The sequence below is a fragment of the Butyrivibrio proteoclasticus B316 genome, assembly GCF_000145035.1.
Lineage (GTDB): Bacteria > Bacillota > Clostridia > Lachnospirales > Lachnospiraceae > Butyrivibrio > Butyrivibrio proteoclasticus.
Map to the genome: position 1 here is coordinate 2,588,152 of NC_014387.1, position 17,293 is coordinate 2,605,444.

At 41.4% G+C, this 17,293-nt stretch carries 11 protein-coding genes; all 11 read right to left on the minus strand.

What is annotated here, in order from left to right:
- Window positions 1–18 precede the first annotated feature (18 nt).
- The gene (locus tag BPR_RS10710) at window positions 19–1,026 is read right to left on the minus strand and encodes a substrate-binding domain-containing protein (protein WP_013281503.1); all 1,008 of its coding nucleotides are present in this window, start codon (window positions 1,024–1,026) and stop codon (window positions 19–21) included.
- A 102-nt stretch (window positions 1,027–1,128) separates the two neighbouring features.
- Window positions 1,129–3,147, minus strand: coding sequence for a methyl-accepting chemotaxis protein (locus BPR_RS10715; RefSeq protein ID WP_013281504.1), 2,019 nt, complete (start codon window positions 3,145–3,147; stop codon window positions 1,129–1,131).
- Between the two features lie 153 nt (window positions 3,148–3,300).
- Window positions 3,301–5,610: a glycogen/starch/alpha-glucan phosphorylase gene (locus BPR_RS10720; protein WP_013281505.1), complete on the minus strand. Its 2,310-nt coding sequence runs from the start codon at window positions 5,608–5,610 to the stop codon at window positions 3,301–3,303.
- A 162-nt stretch (window positions 5,611–5,772) separates the two neighbouring features.
- On the minus strand, window positions 5,773–6,762 hold the full coding sequence (locus tag BPR_RS10725; RefSeq protein ID WP_013281506.1) for a LacI family DNA-binding transcriptional regulator: 990 nt from the start codon (window positions 6,760–6,762) through the stop codon (window positions 5,773–5,775).
- Window positions 6,763–6,881: 119 nt separating this feature from the next.
- Window positions 6,882–8,756, minus strand: a complete 1,875-nt coding sequence (locus BPR_RS19860; RefSeq protein WP_013281507.1) for a sensor domain-containing diguanylate cyclase — start codon at window positions 8,754–8,756, stop codon at window positions 6,882–6,884.
- Window positions 8,757–8,772: 16 nt separating this feature from the next.
- Window positions 8,773–9,729 carry an SGNH/GDSL hydrolase family protein gene (locus tag BPR_RS10735; RefSeq protein ID WP_013281508.1) on the minus strand — a complete coding sequence of 319 codons (957 nt, stop codon included), beginning with the start codon at window positions 9,727–9,729 and terminating at the stop codon, window positions 8,773–8,775.
- Window positions 9,730–9,744: 15 nt separating this feature from the next.
- Window positions 9,745–10,689 carry an ABC transporter permease gene (locus tag BPR_RS10740; protein ID WP_013281509.1) on the minus strand — a complete coding sequence of 315 codons (945 nt, stop codon included), beginning with the start codon at window positions 10,687–10,689 and terminating at the stop codon, window positions 9,745–9,747.
- Window positions 10,690–10,695: 6 nt separating this feature from the next.
- Window positions 10,696–12,015: an ATP-binding cassette domain-containing protein gene (locus BPR_RS10745; RefSeq protein WP_013281510.1), complete on the minus strand. Its 1,320-nt coding sequence runs from the start codon at window positions 12,013–12,015 to the stop codon at window positions 10,696–10,698.
- Window positions 12,016–12,079: 64 nt separating this feature from the next.
- Complete coding sequence (locus BPR_RS19865; RefSeq protein ID WP_013281511.1) at window positions 12,080–14,215, minus strand: hypothetical protein; 2,136 nt, start codon at window positions 14,213–14,215, stop codon at window positions 12,080–12,082.
- Window positions 14,216–14,505: 290 nt separating this feature from the next.
- Entirely contained in the window at window positions 14,506–15,600 is a 1,095-nt protein-coding gene (locus BPR_RS10755) for an acyltransferase family protein (protein ID WP_013281512.1), read from the minus strand.
- A 58-nt stretch (window positions 15,601–15,658) separates the two neighbouring features.
- Window positions 15,659–17,260, minus strand: a complete 1,602-nt coding sequence (locus tag BPR_RS10760) for a glycoside hydrolase family 25 protein (protein WP_013281513.1) — start codon at window positions 17,258–17,260, stop codon at window positions 15,659–15,661.
- Window positions 17,261–17,293: the final 33 nt, after the last annotated feature.

Below are 17,293 nucleotides of genomic sequence, written 5' to 3' on the forward strand. Positions count from 1 at the left end.
AGCTTTTTTGAGAAATATTTAATTTATAGATGCTGCATTTGATTTATCAACAGGTGAAAATGGAACCCATACATATTTTTTATCTTCAGATGCACCTTCCACGCTGCTGAGGTCTCCGCCGCTTCCAAGGACCTTGGCTGCTTCAACCGCTGCTGCTCCCTGTCCCTTGGCATCCTGAAGAACTGTGAAAGCCATTTCTCCTGCCAGGATAGAAGCACATCCATCTGCTGTAGCATCAACTCCGGCTACAGGGATCTTGCTGTAATCCAGTCCAAAATCCTTAAGCCCCTGAACTGCTCCCAGAGCCATAGTATCATTATTACAGAAGATAGCATCAACATTCTGGCCGGTTTTCATGAATATAGCGAACTTGCTTCTGGCCTCTACATCAGACCAGTTAGCCGTATCCACGAATACATAATTAGCTGCACAACCATTTGCTCTAAGTGTCTCTTTTACCGATTTGGTTCTTCCAATAGTTCCTGAATGTCCGATTTCTCCCTCAAAAATAATAACGTCAAGTGTCTTGGGATTTCCGAGTTGTTTGAGGACATATTCTGCCTGATACTGCCCGGCCTGATACTCATCGGAACCAACAAATATATACTTGCCGCCTTCAAGGTGCGAATCCGAAGGCTGATTGTTGACATATACAATTGGCAGATCATTGGAAGCAACATTCATCTGAAGTGCAGTACTGGCATCTCCGGGTCTTAGGATAATGGCTGTATATCCCGAAGCTTTGGCACTTGTAATAAGATTTGCCTCAGTTTCCGCATTTCCGCCAGTTTCTACATAATCAATTGCAACTCCCTGGCTCTTTGCAGCAGCCATGATGGCATCTGTAAGCGTTGCTCTGTAGTTGTCATCTACATCTGTCATCATAAAAAGTATCTTGGAACTGCCGGCTGATCCACCGCCTCCGGATGAAGCTGTATTTGATGAACATCCTATTATACTGCTCCCTACTAATACAGCAGTTAAAAGACATGTAGTTATTTTCCTGATCATATGGTTATTACCCATTACCTAACCTCCTGAGTTAATGGACATGACACGTAGTTGCTCCTGCTTGCATCGTGTCACGGTAACTATGTTTCCATAAATAGTCCAAATCAAATACGCTTCTTAGATCTTGAACTTCTGTACATAGGATGTAAGTGTCTGAGAAGTTCCCGCAAGTTCGTGGGAATTATCAGCCACATCCTGGCTGCTCTTTGTGATATTGTTAGCCATTTCAACCATATTCTCTGATGTAGCAAGGATTTCATCAGCACTTGCTGCCTGTTCCTCGGAAATAGCGGCAACATTTGTTGCTACGTCGTCAACCTTTTCTATATCAGTTATCATGGCTTCGATCAGGCCATTAGACTCCTGAATATTGTTATAAATGCGGTCAAAAGTATCTACCGCTACACCTATAAGTTCGCTGTTTTCCTTGATATTGTCAGCGCTTTCGTGAGCCTGCTCAACCGCGTCTTCAATCAGTTTATGCACTTCCTCGATAAGATTAGAAATATTCTGGGCACTTTCAGCTGACGTCTGTGCCAGCTTACCAATCTGTGTGGCAACAACAGCAAAGCCCTTACCTGCTTCGCCGGCTCTTGCTGCCTCTATGCTTGCATTAAGTGATAAGAGATTTGTCTCTTCTGCAATTTCACCGATCATGCCAACAATATTAGTGATTTCTTCTGATGCAGTACCAACCTTATTGATTGACTCAACAAGCTTTTCATTGGACTGGGCGATACCTTCCATGGCAACATTTAGTTTCTCCATGTCATCTCTGCCCTTCTGGGATATTCCAACAGTTTCCTTCATGCTCTCATCAGCTTTTTCACTGTTATCTCTGGTATCAGCAACTACCTGAGCAAGGACTGTAGCGTTCTGGGCAATATCATTGACAGCTGTTGCAAGCTGATCTACCGTCTCGTTCAGCTGCTGCATTGCTTCTGCCTGAGATTGTGATGCTTCAAACATTGTTCTTGATACCATGTCAGAATTATCAGATTCGGACTGGAGCTTATCTGATTCTTCGCTGATACTTGCAAGCATCTTTCTCATGCTGTTTACAAAGTCTGATACTTTGCTTCCCATTACACCAATCTCATCATCACTTGATGAATCAACTTCGATCGTAAAGTCGCCTTCAGACATGGCAGAAATATTGTTAGAGATATTTGAAAGAGGTGCAATAACCTTTTTAACAACAAACAGGATCAGAATTGTGATGAGAATTATTGCTACTCCACCAACCACAAAGAGGAGCATTCCAATCTGCGATACTGTACTCATGATAACGTTAGTCGGAATATAGGATACAAGAACCCAATCAGTTCCCTGTACCTCGTCAAAAGCAACAACGTAATCACCTATTTCTTTACTTGTAAGATCACCGCTTGAAATAGATTTAGCTGCGCCTGCCAAAAGAGTATCTGAAGTACTCTCTGAAAGAGTGGTATTAACTATATTAAAATCTCTGTGTGCAAGGATCTTGTAATCATTAGTATCAACAAGGAAGGAGCTTGCCTTGTTCATCTTAACACCGGAGTTAACAATGATACTGATCTTGTTAAGGGAAACGTCAGCACCTATTACCTTAATCTCATCGGAACCATCATCGATGATACCTGTTGCACTTATAACCGTCTCGCCTTCAGCATTTGTATAGGCTGTTCCATAGGCCATCTGAACCCTTGAAATACCCTGCTTATACCATGTGCTTCCAAGAACATCTTTTTCATCTATGTCAGCATCCTTGGCCTTATAGAATCTGCCACTTGCAGTTCCAATATAAAAGCCTTTGGGAGAGTTTGAGTTATAACCATAATATGAATCAAGGAAAGACTCATAATCTGCCTCTTCTATTTTCTGGCTTTCCAAAGTATGCTTGACCGTATTAAAATAGCGCAGGTTCTCATCAAGCCAGGATTCAATATTATCAGACTGGTTGGAAATAGAAGATTCCAAAGTCTCAGTAGCCATCTCTGACATTCTGTTCTTGGATAAAGTAGCAGCTATATTCACAAGAATAAGCACTGTTATAATGACAACAGGTAAGATGTACATTAAGAGCTTGGAACTGATCTTCTTGTTCTTTTTTCGTACAACAGATTCTTTTCCTTTTGCTGATCCATTATTATTCATTTCTACCCTCCGGGAATGATAAAGGTGCATTTTCGCACAAAAATTGCACATTGGAGAAGTAAAAACTCTTCCAATGTGCAATAATTATATCATTATACCGTGAATAATAATCATAATTTCGTATTATTTCACTATTTTTTAAGAATAATTATATCAATTCAAGTGCCAGATATCACGATTGTATTCAGCAATAGTACGGTCTGATGAGAAATATCCAGCCTTGGCAATGTTAGTGAGCATCATCTTCTTCCACTTATCGCGCTTCTCATAATCTGCAAAGATCTCATCCTTCTTGGCAATGTAGCTCTCAAGGTCGATAAGAGTCATGAACCAGTCCTTATTAAGAAGCTCATTGTACAGTCTTTCAAGGTTCTCCTTGTGACCAACCTTGAGGCACTCCTTGCTGACGATGAAATCTACTGCTTCCTTGATAACCTTGCTCTTCTTGTAGTAATCCTTGGATACATAGTCAGCCTTCTTGTAATGCTCAATAACTTCATCAGCCTTAACACCAAAGATGTAGATATTGTCATCACCTACAAGCTCATGGATCTCAACATTAGCACCATCATCTGTACCAAGAGTAACAGCGCCGTTTAACATGAACTTCATGTTACTTGTTCCTGATGCTTCCTTGGATGCAAGTGAAATCTGCTCAGATACGTCACATGCAGGGATAAGCTTCTCAGCATAGCTTACGTTGTAGTTCTCAACCATGATAACCTTCATATACTTGTTAACATCAGGATCATTATTAACGATTTCCTGAAGAACAAGGAGAAGATGAATGATATCCTTGGCAATAACATAAGCAGGGGCAGCCTTGGCTCCAAAGATAAATGTAAGAGGTCTTGAAGGCTTCTTGCCGCCCTTTATCTCCAGATACTTGTGAATGATATAAAGAGCATTCATCTGCTGTCTCTTGTACTCATGAAGTCTCTTAACCTGAATATCAAAAATAGAATCAGGATCAACCTCTACATTCTCATGCTTCTTGAGATAATCTACAAGCTCTTTTTTCTTGCCCATCTTGATAGCCTCAAGCTGGTCAAGAACTTCCTCATCGTTAATGTGATCAAGAAGCTTCTCAAGCTTGTTCGCATCCTTCTTAAATCCATCACCGATTGTCTGTGAAAGGAAATCAGCAAGTGGATGGTTGCAGGACAAAAGCCATCTACGGAATGTTATACCATTAGTCTTATTATTGAACTTCTCTGGATAGATCTTGTAGAAATCATTAAGCTCACTATCCTTGAGAATATCTGTATGAATAGCTGCGACACCATTTATTGAGAATCCGTAGTGGATATCAATAAATGCCATGTGCACCTTCTTGTCCTTGTCAATGATCTGAACCTTAGGGTTCTTGTATTTAGCACGAACTCTCTTATCAAGCTCCTTGATATATGGAACAAGCTGAGGAACAACCTTCTCAAGATACTTAAGAGGCCATGTCTCAAGAGCCTCAGCAAGGATTGTGTGGTTAGTATAAGCACATGTCTTGCTGACTACATCAATGGCATCGTCCATGCTAAATGCCTTCTCCTCAACAAGGATCCTGATAAGCTCAGGAATGATCATTGTAGGATGTGTATCGTTGATCTGAATAACTGCATGGTTATTGAGTTCGTGAAGGTCATACTGACGCTCTTTCTGTTCTCTCAAGATGAGCTGTGCCGCATTGGATACAAGGAAGTACTCCTGATAAATTCTAAGAAGATTTCCTGCCTCATCTGAGTCATCCGGATAGAGGAAAAGAGTAAGATTCTTGTCAATTTTGGTTTTGTCAAAATCGATGCCCTTCTTAACAAGGCTCTCATCAATTGATTCAATATCAAAAAGACGAAGCTTATTAACTCCTGTATCATAGCCCACAACGTCCATGTTGTAGAGACGTGATACTACCTTCTTGTCACCAAAAGATACTTCGAAGGTTGTATCTGTCTTCTCAAGCCAGGACTGTTCCTCGATCCAGTCATTCTTCTCAGCATTCTGAAGATGATCCTTGAACACCTGCTTAAAAAGACCAAAGTGATAATTAAGACCGATTCCTTCACCTGCAAGGCCAAGTGTTGCTATTGAATCAAGGAAGCATGCTGCAAGTCTTCCAAGACCACCGTTACCAAGAGATGGCTCCGGCTCGCACTCTTCTATAACTGCAAGATCCTTGCCGTTCTTCTCAAGAATAGCCTTTACTCTGTCATATACTCTCAAATTGATAAGATTGTTGGAAAGAAGCTTACCAATAAGGAATTCCATTGAAATATAATAAACCTTCTTCTCCCCGTTATATACTTCTGCTACGTTCATGAGACGTGTAGTCATATCAAGAAGTACAAAATATGTTTCACGGTCAGTGCATTCCTTAAGTGATTTGCCATACTTCTCCTCAGCAATTCCTTCGAGCTGTTCCTCAAGGTTAAGTACCAGTACGTCGCGTTGCATGTTTGTGTGCTTGGACATGTTTGTTTCTCCTCTCGTTCTCGCAGATGATCAAAAAGATTCATCTACGCTTTAAAAATACGGGTTTCCTTTTATCTCTTTTATGTTTTCGGAAAACGTTTTCTGTAATCGATGGTTTTACTTTAACACAGGAAAACGTTTTCCGCAAGTGTTATTTTTCTTTTACCTTATAATGTCTTCATACTTCATCCTGACAAGCGTATGTGGCATTATGACCCTGCGTCCGCTCTCACCGGATAATAGCCTGTTGAGCTCCTCGATGGCTCTTTCTGATATCTGTACAAAGTCCTGCTTAACTGTATTCATCTGCTTGCCAACGTATCCCATAAGGATTATTCCGTCAAAGCCGCATACAGGTCTGAAAATATCCATATCTATAAGGGCCTTCATGGCACCGATAGCCATAAGATCTGAAGCGCATACTACGCAGTCATTATTCTTGGAAAAGCGCATTGTCAGCTCTCTTGCTCTTAGTTCTGAGAAATTTCCGCATCTGACAGTCAGCTTAAGCTTTTTTTCTGCGCACAACTGTTTTATTCCCTCGAGCCTCTGTGCTGTGACATAACCATTATCTTCACCTGATAAATACAGGATTTTCTTACATTTGTTTTCTGTTATTGTCTTTTTGGCAATATCATACTGAGCTTTTTGGTTATCTACGCCCACACAGGAAGTGCTCTCATTGACCATAGGTGCATCTACTACTACAATCTTAAATCTTCCACTATCAATGAGCTTATGAAGGACCTTGTCTTTGGTTGTTATTCCGTATATTATGATTCCCCTGATCCCCTGCGATTCAAAGTAGTTTGTAACCTCATCTACATTCATATCCTCTATCATAGACGTAAACACGGTTATCACATCCATCTGAAGCTCTTTGGCCTTGTGAATGGCACCTGATATATACTGCATGTTTATCTCATCGCTGGCTGATGTATCAAGATTGAGCTTTAGTAAAAGAGCTACTCTTCCGGTCTTCTTGGATGAAAGGCTTGCTGCCACTGTATTTGGCACAAATCCAAGTCTGTCAACAACCTCATTGACCTTCTGTCTGGTAGCCTCGCTCACATTAGGATAATTATTTAAAACCTTGGAAACAGTGGATATTGCTACCCCTGCTTCTCTGGCTACATCTTTAATAGAAACCATTTTACCCTCTCATTTATAGAATTTTGTGCTTAACATAGTAATGTGTTTGGAAAGCGTTTTCCAAACACATTAATCTTACATTCGCATCTTCATTTTGTCTATAAATATTAAATCTTTGTCTATTGTTCTTCAAACCACTTAGTATAGAATGTCACAGTACAGCCCTGAGTTTTCTTACTCTCATAAGAACAGCCATCTGCTCTTTTATAAAGCTCATCAAAGCCGTAGGTATCATCGACCTGATAGAAGGCAACACCGACACTGACATTAATCTTTCTGCCTTCTGTCTCAGGAATATTAATACTCTCAATAGCTTCTATAAATCTGGAAACTACAGGCTCTCCCTCGTCTCTGTTGCAGATTCCCGGAACAAAGGCTGCAAATTCATCACCGCCAAGTCTCATGATAATGTCTTTTTCTCTGAATGAATGCTTCATCTTATCCGCAATAGCAATCAAAACCAGGTCGCCTGTTTCATGTCCAAAGGTATCATTAATACTCTTAAACTTATCCACATCAAACAAAACGAACATTCCACCCTTGCCAAGGCGCATGATCTTCTTGATCTTCTTTTCTCCGCTTCCTCTGTTGGTGATACCAGTCAACTGATCTGTCTCAGCAAGGTACTGAAGCTCATCTCTGTATCTCTTTTCATCATCAATAAGCTCTACCGCAAAAAGAGCTGTCTTAATTGTTCTGTCCGGGTGTCTGTCCACAACTATGAATCTGGCCCTGTGCCACAAGTGCTCATATCCCAGAAATTCTATTGCTATAGTATCTTTTCCTTCCAATCTTGTATTAAGCGTGCTAAAATCCACGAATTCCATCATATCATCAAGTGATCTTTGCTCAGTAACAAGACTGGCTATCTTGAATCCCATCTTTTGCGGTTCAGATCTGACATCCCCAATAGCAGCATTAGCCATATAGTTATGACACATTATCTGCTCGAAAGTATCTTCATCAAAATTGATCTTATGAAGTGAAGTATAGATATTTGCAATAGCTTTAAGGCTCTCCAGGTCATTATCAGCTCTCACTCTTCTGCTGGTCATCTCAAAAATAATGACTATAATAGCAAAGGCGATCACTATAATTACTATGATGCAAATATATGTGAAATTTTCCAAAGTTCTGTACAGACTATCTACATCAGCAATGGTAAAAGCTGTCCATCCAAACTCGATTGGCTGATATGAAACAAGATATTTTTTGTCTTCCCAATTGGTTACAAATGATTTTCCATTGCTATTATTCCAGTTGTTGTAAAAGCTCACTCTATCGGCTGATGACGCTATAGCGTAATTCTCTCCAAGCTCATCGGCAAATGAACTTGTAATAACATATCCCTCTTTATCCATTACCATGACTTCATGGTTGTTGTATTCATCTGCAAGTTTCTCTGTCAGTGCCTGGAAGTTACCCAGATTGATATCTGCTGCAACAACATCCTTGCCATCAGAAAGAGCCTTGGCAACAGTTACTATAATGTCTCCTGTTCTGGCATCAACATAAGGCTCTACCATTACTGACCGTCCGCCAGCCTCTATAGCCTCCTGATACCAGATTCGTTCACGGGGATCATATCCTTCATACGGTGTCCAGTTATAGCCATCGTTATAAACGCCATTTATGCTTCCATAAATACCGTCAGTATCATTAAATATAGTGCTTGATCTTCTTGATGAAATATCTTCCAGATACTTATGTATTTCATCATAATCAGCTCTTTTAGCAACTAAGTATTCGGCGCCTTCTGCTGCCGATTCAACCAGAATGCTCACGGCATTAAGATATGGATTAAAGTCCTCCGCAAGATCTGAAGCTTTGATAGTATCTTCATAGTGTATCATCTCATAATAATCATTAAGGAAATTCCTGAGTATAATGGCTGCAATGACGCAGAAAAGCAAAGGCACTACTATCAGGATAATAATAGCCCTTGCTCCGGCTCGTTTGAGCTGTCTTCTTATAATTGTTAGCCTATCTCCCATAGATTCTCCCTTATGATCATCTGATCTGAGCGAGGATATAGTTCCAAATATCCGTTGTAGGCTGCGGCATATAATGAATTCCGTCCTCAGTATTAATATAAAGATTGGCGTTTCCCGAGATGTATGTATAAAGATCTATGATCTTAACATTGTTACTGTTTGCCCAACTGATCAGCGAAGAGTTATAGGCAATCTGCCTTTCATTCGTGTAATACTCCCTGTCGAAATCGTTTGCAAGAGTATTATTATCTGTTGGTCCTACTGTACAAACCACTATATTTTTACCCTGCTGAAGGAGGTTATTGTAAAAAGATTCATAGGGGCTAAAATTGCCGTAATCATTGCACCCCATCCAGGTCACAAGGGTGTCAAAATTGTCCATTCCATAGGAATTAACTGCATTTATCATGTAGTCACTCTGACACGCATCCCTGCAATATACAGGAATTCCATCAAAGGATTCACCCCATATTTCATTCCTGTCAGAATAGAACATATCTACTGTTCTTGAGTCACCTGTAAAAATAATCCTGCCGTAGTCAGGCTTTTGAGGAACAACCTGAGGAGTATCCTGAGAAGTAGCCTGAGAAGTAGCCTGAGAAGTAGCCTGCTGTGGCTCTAACTGAAGGCTCTGCTCAGATGCATCTGCACTGCTATCTTTAGATGACTTGTTCACTTTATTATCTGAATTTAAGTTACTGTCTTTATCTGAATTACTATCTGAAACTACTTTTTTATCTGTAGTTTTACCGGTATTGGCATGATCAGATTCAATTTGCTTATCCGCCTCTGAACTTAAGTTTTTATTCGCATTATCCGTTTCTAAATTTTTACCGGTATCTAAACTGGCCTCTGCTACCACCTCGGCAGATTGCGCCATGTTTGAAACTGCCTGATCTGCAATGTTCCCATCATTTCCACAACCTGTCAGTAGAACCAGTGCAACAAGCACCGGCAACAATCTCTTTTTCATAATCATTCTCCCAAACTATCTCTTGTCTTTGTCTATGCGCTCCAGCGCAATTATCGTTACCACAAGATAAAGGATAGTCCAGGTGATCAGCCACGTCCAGCATCTTGTCAAAATATCTATATCAAAGTTGTACTCAGGCTTCTGGTTCTGCTTGGCTGTCTCCATTAAGATATCATCGCGCATATCGTTGTTTTCTATGTACTGCAGCACCTCAAGGAGCGGTTTTTCGCCCTCTACCTCAATATTCTTCATCTTAACAGCGCTATTCCAAATGGTGACCATTGGAAGCGAATTATAATCTCCCTGAACGCAAAGAGCTGTAAGCCCCCATTTAGTTGCCGTAAGGTTTGTAAAAGGCATTGCCTCTTTGGGCAGGTTAAAAAATCCACCGGAAAACAAGAGCTGAACTATCAAAAGAAATGGCATGATAGTCATAGCTGCAGTGGTTGTCCTCGCAAAAGCTGATACCAAAAGTGCGAGCATATCTGCGCAATAAGTAACCAAAAACAGCGTAATTCCAACATCTACAATAGGCCACGGGGTAACAAGACTCTTTCCCGGCATGACAACGCCAAGGTTCATGCACACAAAGATCATTATCACAACCTGCAAAATACACAGGATAGCCTGATATATCATGTGTGCAGAAATATATGAGCTTATATGCAGCCCAGATCTGTGTTCTCTTTTAACAATAGCTCTTTCCCTGCAGATTACCTGAATTGAATTAAAAAAGCCATTCCAAATGCACACGCAGGTAAGAGCGAAGGTCCCAGTCAGCGTTCCTTCCATTGTCTTATAAATGTTACTTCCAACCGCAAAGGCCACAAGCCCTGCAATTACCGCTGACATTGGCAAAACTTTCCAGTCATTCTGGAAAAGAAACATTCTAAATAGCTTACCAAGATAGATAAAGGTCTGCGAAATACGTCCTCTATGCCTTTTCTCGTTTGTTTTCATCCCCTGTCACCCCACCATTTCTCTTAGATAATCGGCATATTTTTCAACAAATTCGTCAGCCCTGCCTTCGCCGCCTTCTTCTTTTTGATTGATTGAGAGAAGAATCTCCTCCATTGACGACTTTCCGAAGAACTCATATGCCTCTTTTACCTGACCATAATAAGCAAGGCGTCCGGTTCTGGCGCTATCCTTGGCAAGGACAATAACATCATCAAAAAGATCTATGACTCTGTCAGGAGTATGCGTGATAACAACTACAATCTTTCCTTCATCTGCGATTGCCCGAAGCTTCTCAAAAAGACTTCTTGCCACTACTCCATCGAGGCCGGAATCCGGCTCATCAAGTATGAAAAGAGATGGATCAGATATAAACTCCATGGCGATTGAAAGTCTTTTCCGCTGTCCTCCGGAGAGTTTTTCGACAAGATTATTCTTAACTGCTGTCAAGCCGAACTGCTCTAACACTTCGTTAATTCGTTTATTTCTTTCTGCAAAAGGAACACTTGCAGGCAACCTCAATGTGGCTGCGTCAGAAAGTGTAAGGGCTACGGTATCATTGCCGCGCATAAGGTCCTGCTGAGGAACAAAGCCAATATCATACATCATGCCGGCATAATCCTCATAAATATCGTTGTCTCCAAGCTTAATTGAAGCATCTGCCTTCTCGTAACCTGTAATGGCATTCAGATATGTGGTCTTCCCGGCACCGGATCCACCAAGTAACAGGACCATATGTCCTTTGGGGATGCACATATGAATGTCCTTAAGAAGCACTTTCTTTTTAAAAAAATCTATAACTGCCCGCTCAGTAATGTTGACGGTAAGTCCATCCTTAATGCTCTCAATATCCGTTCCAAGAGTTTTGGCCTGTTTAGCAAGGGTTAAGTCGTCAACTTTTTTCTTTGGCATAAATTTTGGAGAAATTCCCCAATACAAGATCATTATTGCCTCAAAAAAAACTAGTGGCGCAACCCATTTTTTTGATTTTCCAAAAACACCTGCAAGTCCATTGTAAATTCTTGCAAGATATATGTATTTGGCTATTGCAAAAGCAAACAAGAATACGAGCAGTATCACGATAGCCCTTATGTCCGTGTCATCGAGCCAAAGATACGCAATACTGATCACATCCATGATCGCTACCAGAATTGAGTATTGTTTTCCCTCTTCTTCTTTGTCAGCGCATACTCCCAAATGGTATTCTCTTGCAACCGGAATGAGAGCCCAGTACCTTTTTACCCCGCACTTTCCAAAAATCAGCAAGTAGCCGATCGTTGTCATAAGAAACGCTATTATATTTATTCCTTCCCCAAAATATAATTGCATTCATACTCTCCTTGTGTTTGTATTATTAGTTTTCATGAAACATTATGTTAGTCTGGTCAAGCTCTTATCGCGCAACTACTTTAGTTCCTTTATGGCGCTTGATGTCAATGTTTTCACCTGTTTGAATTACTTCTTTTACAAAACAATTCATAATATCAGCATAGCTTGTCTTGCCATCCTTATCATAGGCAGATTCAAGTGATTCAAACTCATCATCCTCATAAACTATTGCCATAGCATTTCCATCTGCCGTCTTTATAAGAACAAGAGTCTTCTGCCCTGTCTTAATATCGGTGTACTCATAATCTTCGCCATCAAGGAATGCCTCGATATCTGCAACTGCTCCTGTCAAAGCATCTGCTGCCTGTGAAAGATCCAGTTCTACCGGAATCTGCTCAGTTTCTTCCATTGCCGGAATCTCTTCCATCATAGATGTTTCTGAAATTGCAGCAGGCTCTTCTGCAATTACAGGTTCTTCTGTGATTACAGGTTCTTCTGTAAGTGCAAGGTCCTCAAGTTCGCTTGCTTTTGGCTCTTCAAGCATTACAGATTCTTCTGCAACTGCAGGCTCTTCTGCGATTACAGATTCTTCTGCAACTGCAGGCTCTTCTGCGATTACAGGCTCTTCTGTGAGAACAATATCCTCAGATGCTGATGGTTCCTCGAGGATTACCGGTTCCTCTGAAATTACAGGTTCTTCCGTGAGAGCAATGTCCTCGGGTGTAGGTGACTCTTCTACAGTAATTGCATCCTCTGTAACCAAAGGCTCCTCTAATACGAGCATATCTTCAGGAATTGGTTCAACGTCTGCTGGCTCTTCTGCAGAGATTTCCTCTGCTACCGGCACTGATTCATTTAATGCATCAACCTCTGCGCTGAGGATTTCATCAAGACTTTCAGCAGGTGCTTCTGTAGATGCTTCCGCTTCTGGTAAAGCTTCTCCCGCTGCATTTTCAGGCATAGGTACATCTCCTGCTGCTATCATGGCTGCCATCACAGGATCGATATCTGCATCAGCTGGTACTTCCGTAGCTGCCACATCTTCCGTAGGCATCACAACAAGAATCTCCTGCTCATCTGCCGGTATTGTAGGAGCAGGTTCTACTACTGGTATTTCCTCTGCTGGGGCTGCCTCTTCTGCAGTCATTGCTGCCATCATCGCTTCCATATCTACCGGCGCCTCCTCTGCTGGAGTTGCTTCTGCTACTGGTATATCTGCAGGCATCTCTACCGGAGTTTCTGCCGCCGGAGCTCCTTCTCCTGCAGTCATTGCTGCCATCATCGCTTCCATATCTACCGGCGCCTCCTCTGCTGGAGTTGCTTCTGCTACTGGTATATCTGCAGGCATTTCTACAGGAACTTCCTCTACTGGTATATCTACAGGCATTTCTGCTGCTGCCTCTACTGGCGTTTCCACAGGCATCTCTGCTGGAGTTTCTGCCGCTGGGGCTTCCACAGGTATCTCTACTGTAGTTTCTGCTGCCGGTGCTGCCTCTCCTGCTGCCATTGCTGCCATCATCGCTTCCATATCTACTGGGGCTTCCTCTGCTGGGGCTGCTTCTGCTACTGGTATATCTGCAGGCATCTCTACAGGAACTTCAACCGGGGCTTCTACTGCAGCCTCTACTGGGGCTCCTTCTCCTGCTGTCATTGCTGCCATCATCGCTTCCATATCTACTGGCGCCTCCTCTGCTGGCGCTACTTCTGCTACTGGTATATCTGCAGGCATCTCTACAGGAACTTCAACTGGAGCTTCTACCGGGGCTTCTACTGCAGCCTCTGCTGGGGCTTCCACAGGTATCTCTACCGGAGTCTCTGCCGCCGGGGCTCCTTCTCCTGCTGCCATTGCTGCCATCGCTGCATCTACATCTTCTGCCGTTTCAGCTGAAGCCATCGCTGCAAGCATAGCTTCCGGATCTACTGGTGCAGGTTCAGCAACTGGCTCCGGAGTAGGTTCAGGCGCTATAACAGCTTCATCAGACACTGTTTCAGCCTTTATCTGCTCAAGATCAGGTAAATCAGCTATAGGCTCTGCCTCAGCTTTTTTAGGGCGCCCTCTCTTAGGCTTAGGTGCCTCTTCAGGTGCCTGAGCAGGCTCTGCAACTGGCTCTTCCTGCTTCATAGCAGCTAAGAGGTCATCTACATTCGCAGTTGATAAATCCTGTCCATTTAATAAATCCTGAGTACTCATGCCTTCCATGCTGATTCTCCTTTCATTCCACTATAATGAACAATCATGAATCTTTATCTATTTTTGGGCACAAAATCCCCTTTTACATCAAACGCCTATCTATATTATCGTTTATTTGTTTTTGTTTTTACAGTAAACATTTTATAAACAATCGAAATAAATTATTGCTTTTGATTGTTTGATTGCCCGCAATTTCAAAAATCTTTAATTTCGGGTACATGTTCAGAGCCAAAAAAAGTGGCAGTTATAAAACTGCCACCTGACCATCACATTCCAATCAACAATTCGGAAGATAGTTATTATTCTTTTACCACCAAAAATCTGCACTTCTTGCAGGTGATCCCCAAAAGTACATACGATGTATAGGTCAAAACACCGATCACTATACCAACAAGAGCCCACCAAAACCACTTGAGAACAAACTGATCAACATGCTCTGACAGAGTTCCAATCCAGGAATCCATCTTGTAAAAGCTGATGAAAAGATCGTTTTCATGCATGAAATAAATCATCAGCGTTGATTTACCCAGATAGTTGATAACTTTACTATTTGGCATATGAATTCGCCTAAATAATTCAAATAAGCATACAGTGACTATCACAACGGTGATGTCGTGATTAGCAAATTGAGGAGTTGTCTGCATAAAGCCATACTGTTCTTCGTTTGAAAGATACTGTGCAATATTCATTGAAGTAACATTGTAATTGGAAATGTACCTAAGAAGGTATGTAACAGCAATCACAAGGAACAAGACGTAAAGTCGAATGTGACTAAAGGGATTATATTTCTTGATATATCCGCCAAGTGCATAAAAGAAAACACCTATCATCAAAGTTCTGATTCCGTTTGCTATTCCCTCAAAAATGTAGGAAGACCAATGGAACTGATCTATCGCGAACAAAGCAAGCAAAAAGCCTGCATATTCCTTAGCTTCAAGTCTTGATAAAAACTTATTCAAAAAAACTTTTCCAATCACAACAACCAGGATGTAATATCCGGTGAACCACCATTCGTCGTTAAAAATGTAGAAGCCAACCAGATTACGAGCTGAAAGGTCACTGCTTCTACCAGCAATAACTGTTGATACTATTGTCAAAAGAACTGTTGCAAAGCCCACCTCTAATAAAAGCTTCCCGGAAATCTTCCCAAGATCAACACCTAAATTTTCAACCAAAAAGTATCCGGAAATCATTATAAATAATGCATTTCCAATCATTCCGAAGGTATTACCGGCATCCAGGAGAAAGAGCTGCTTGAAAAATACCGGATCAGCAAAAGCACCATCATTTATTCTCGTCTGAGGCCCATGCAACTGAATGTGGAAAAGAACTATCAAAACAATTGCAAGAATCCTTAAGAGCTCAAAATTTGAATTTCTAACTTTTTTATCCATTTTAATAAAACTTCCCTCAAATCCATATATTTATGTAGATAATCTACTAATGCCCTATCTATTCCACTACTCTCAAATAGCTGCTTACGCAGTATAATGTCTGTCCATTATACTCAACACGTGACCACCCATATTCGTTATTTATGCCTGTTCTAAGCGCAGTCTCTCCGGATGACAAGCTTGCAATGACCTGAGAATCTTCATCTGTTACACTTGGTTTGTTACGCAGATTAACTACATCCTTGGCTGTGACTGTCTCACTACAATCAGTGAATTTAGTCTTAAATCCTGAAGTTTCCTGCACTGCTGGAGCTGACTCCTGCTTAGGCGCACTTAAGTCTGTTGTCAGGAAACTTGAAACAGCATAATAGGTATTTCCTTCATAAATCACTCTGCTCCAGCCGCTTGCACTAACACCAGTTCTCTGAGCTGTCTGGCCATTTTCCAAAGTCACCATTACAGTACTGTCACTTCCCTGGCTTGGCTTATTTCTAAGATTAGTACTATTCTTGGCAGTTACTGTCTCATCGACTGCATCGAAATTCATAAGTGCCTCAACATCTGCAGAAGCTGTTTCCCTCTCAGATGTGTCTTTGGCAGTTTCTGTTCCATTGTAGCCAAAATAAGCAACATCTATATCAACCTTACCATTTATACCGGGAACTGTGCCCATACTGGTATACTGCCACATAGCGCACTGTCCGTCATAAGATGGACCCTTTGCCAGATTTTGGGTATCCTGATCATACCAGGCCATCCATATCTTGTATTTTTGCTGAATCTGTGAGGTGTTCCATTTGGCGTCGCCCGCAAGTTCACTTCTTGAAGCGTAAAAGATTGGAGTATAGCCCGCATTATATATGGTATCCAAAAAAGTCAGCGCGATAGCACTCCTCTCATCCTGTGTCAGGTTAACCTGCCTGCTTGCTGCATTTTCAAAACCTTCGCAGTTATAGCCAACAGGATATGTTATAGAATATTTGGCTATATAATTGGTCACCCAGTTAGCTTCCTCTATGGCCTCAGCATTACTGACAGCAGTGGAAAAAAAGTATGCTCCGACTTTTATTCCATTTTTTTCCGCTTCCTGCATATTGAATTTGGCATTTGTATCAGCCTTTATCTCGCCCGTCTTGGAATCCCTGTAGCCCACTCTTACCATTGCAAAATCAATGCCGCTTCCTGCAACCTGTCCCCAGTCAATTGTTCCCTGAAATCTGGAAACATCTATTCCATTAGTAATATTGGAATTCTCAGAAACGCTACTGGCGCTTACAATCTGAGTTATATCAATCTCAGCACCTGTAGCTGCCTTAACAGATTCCTGCAGATCACCATCGCTATCATCAACACTTGAAGCACTTCCTGCTTCTTCTGTATTATGAATGCTATCGCTCTGGCTACTATTATCTGTAGGCTCATCACTAGTCAAAAGAGCTGTTCCCTCATCAGAAGCTAACTCTGTGCTGATTTCTATCCCTGACTCTACTTCTTCAAACAAATTGTCATTTTCTTCCCGAGGCTTAGTCGGCTTTTGGATCAGTAATACTATGATGCCTATAACTAATACCAGCAGTATTACTGCGCCACCAATAGCAATAGGACCAATTCCTCCCTTTTCTTCAAAGTCAAAATCATCGCTGTCAAAGTCTTTTTTCATATTTCTCTCCGCCTAAAACGTCATAACAAACAC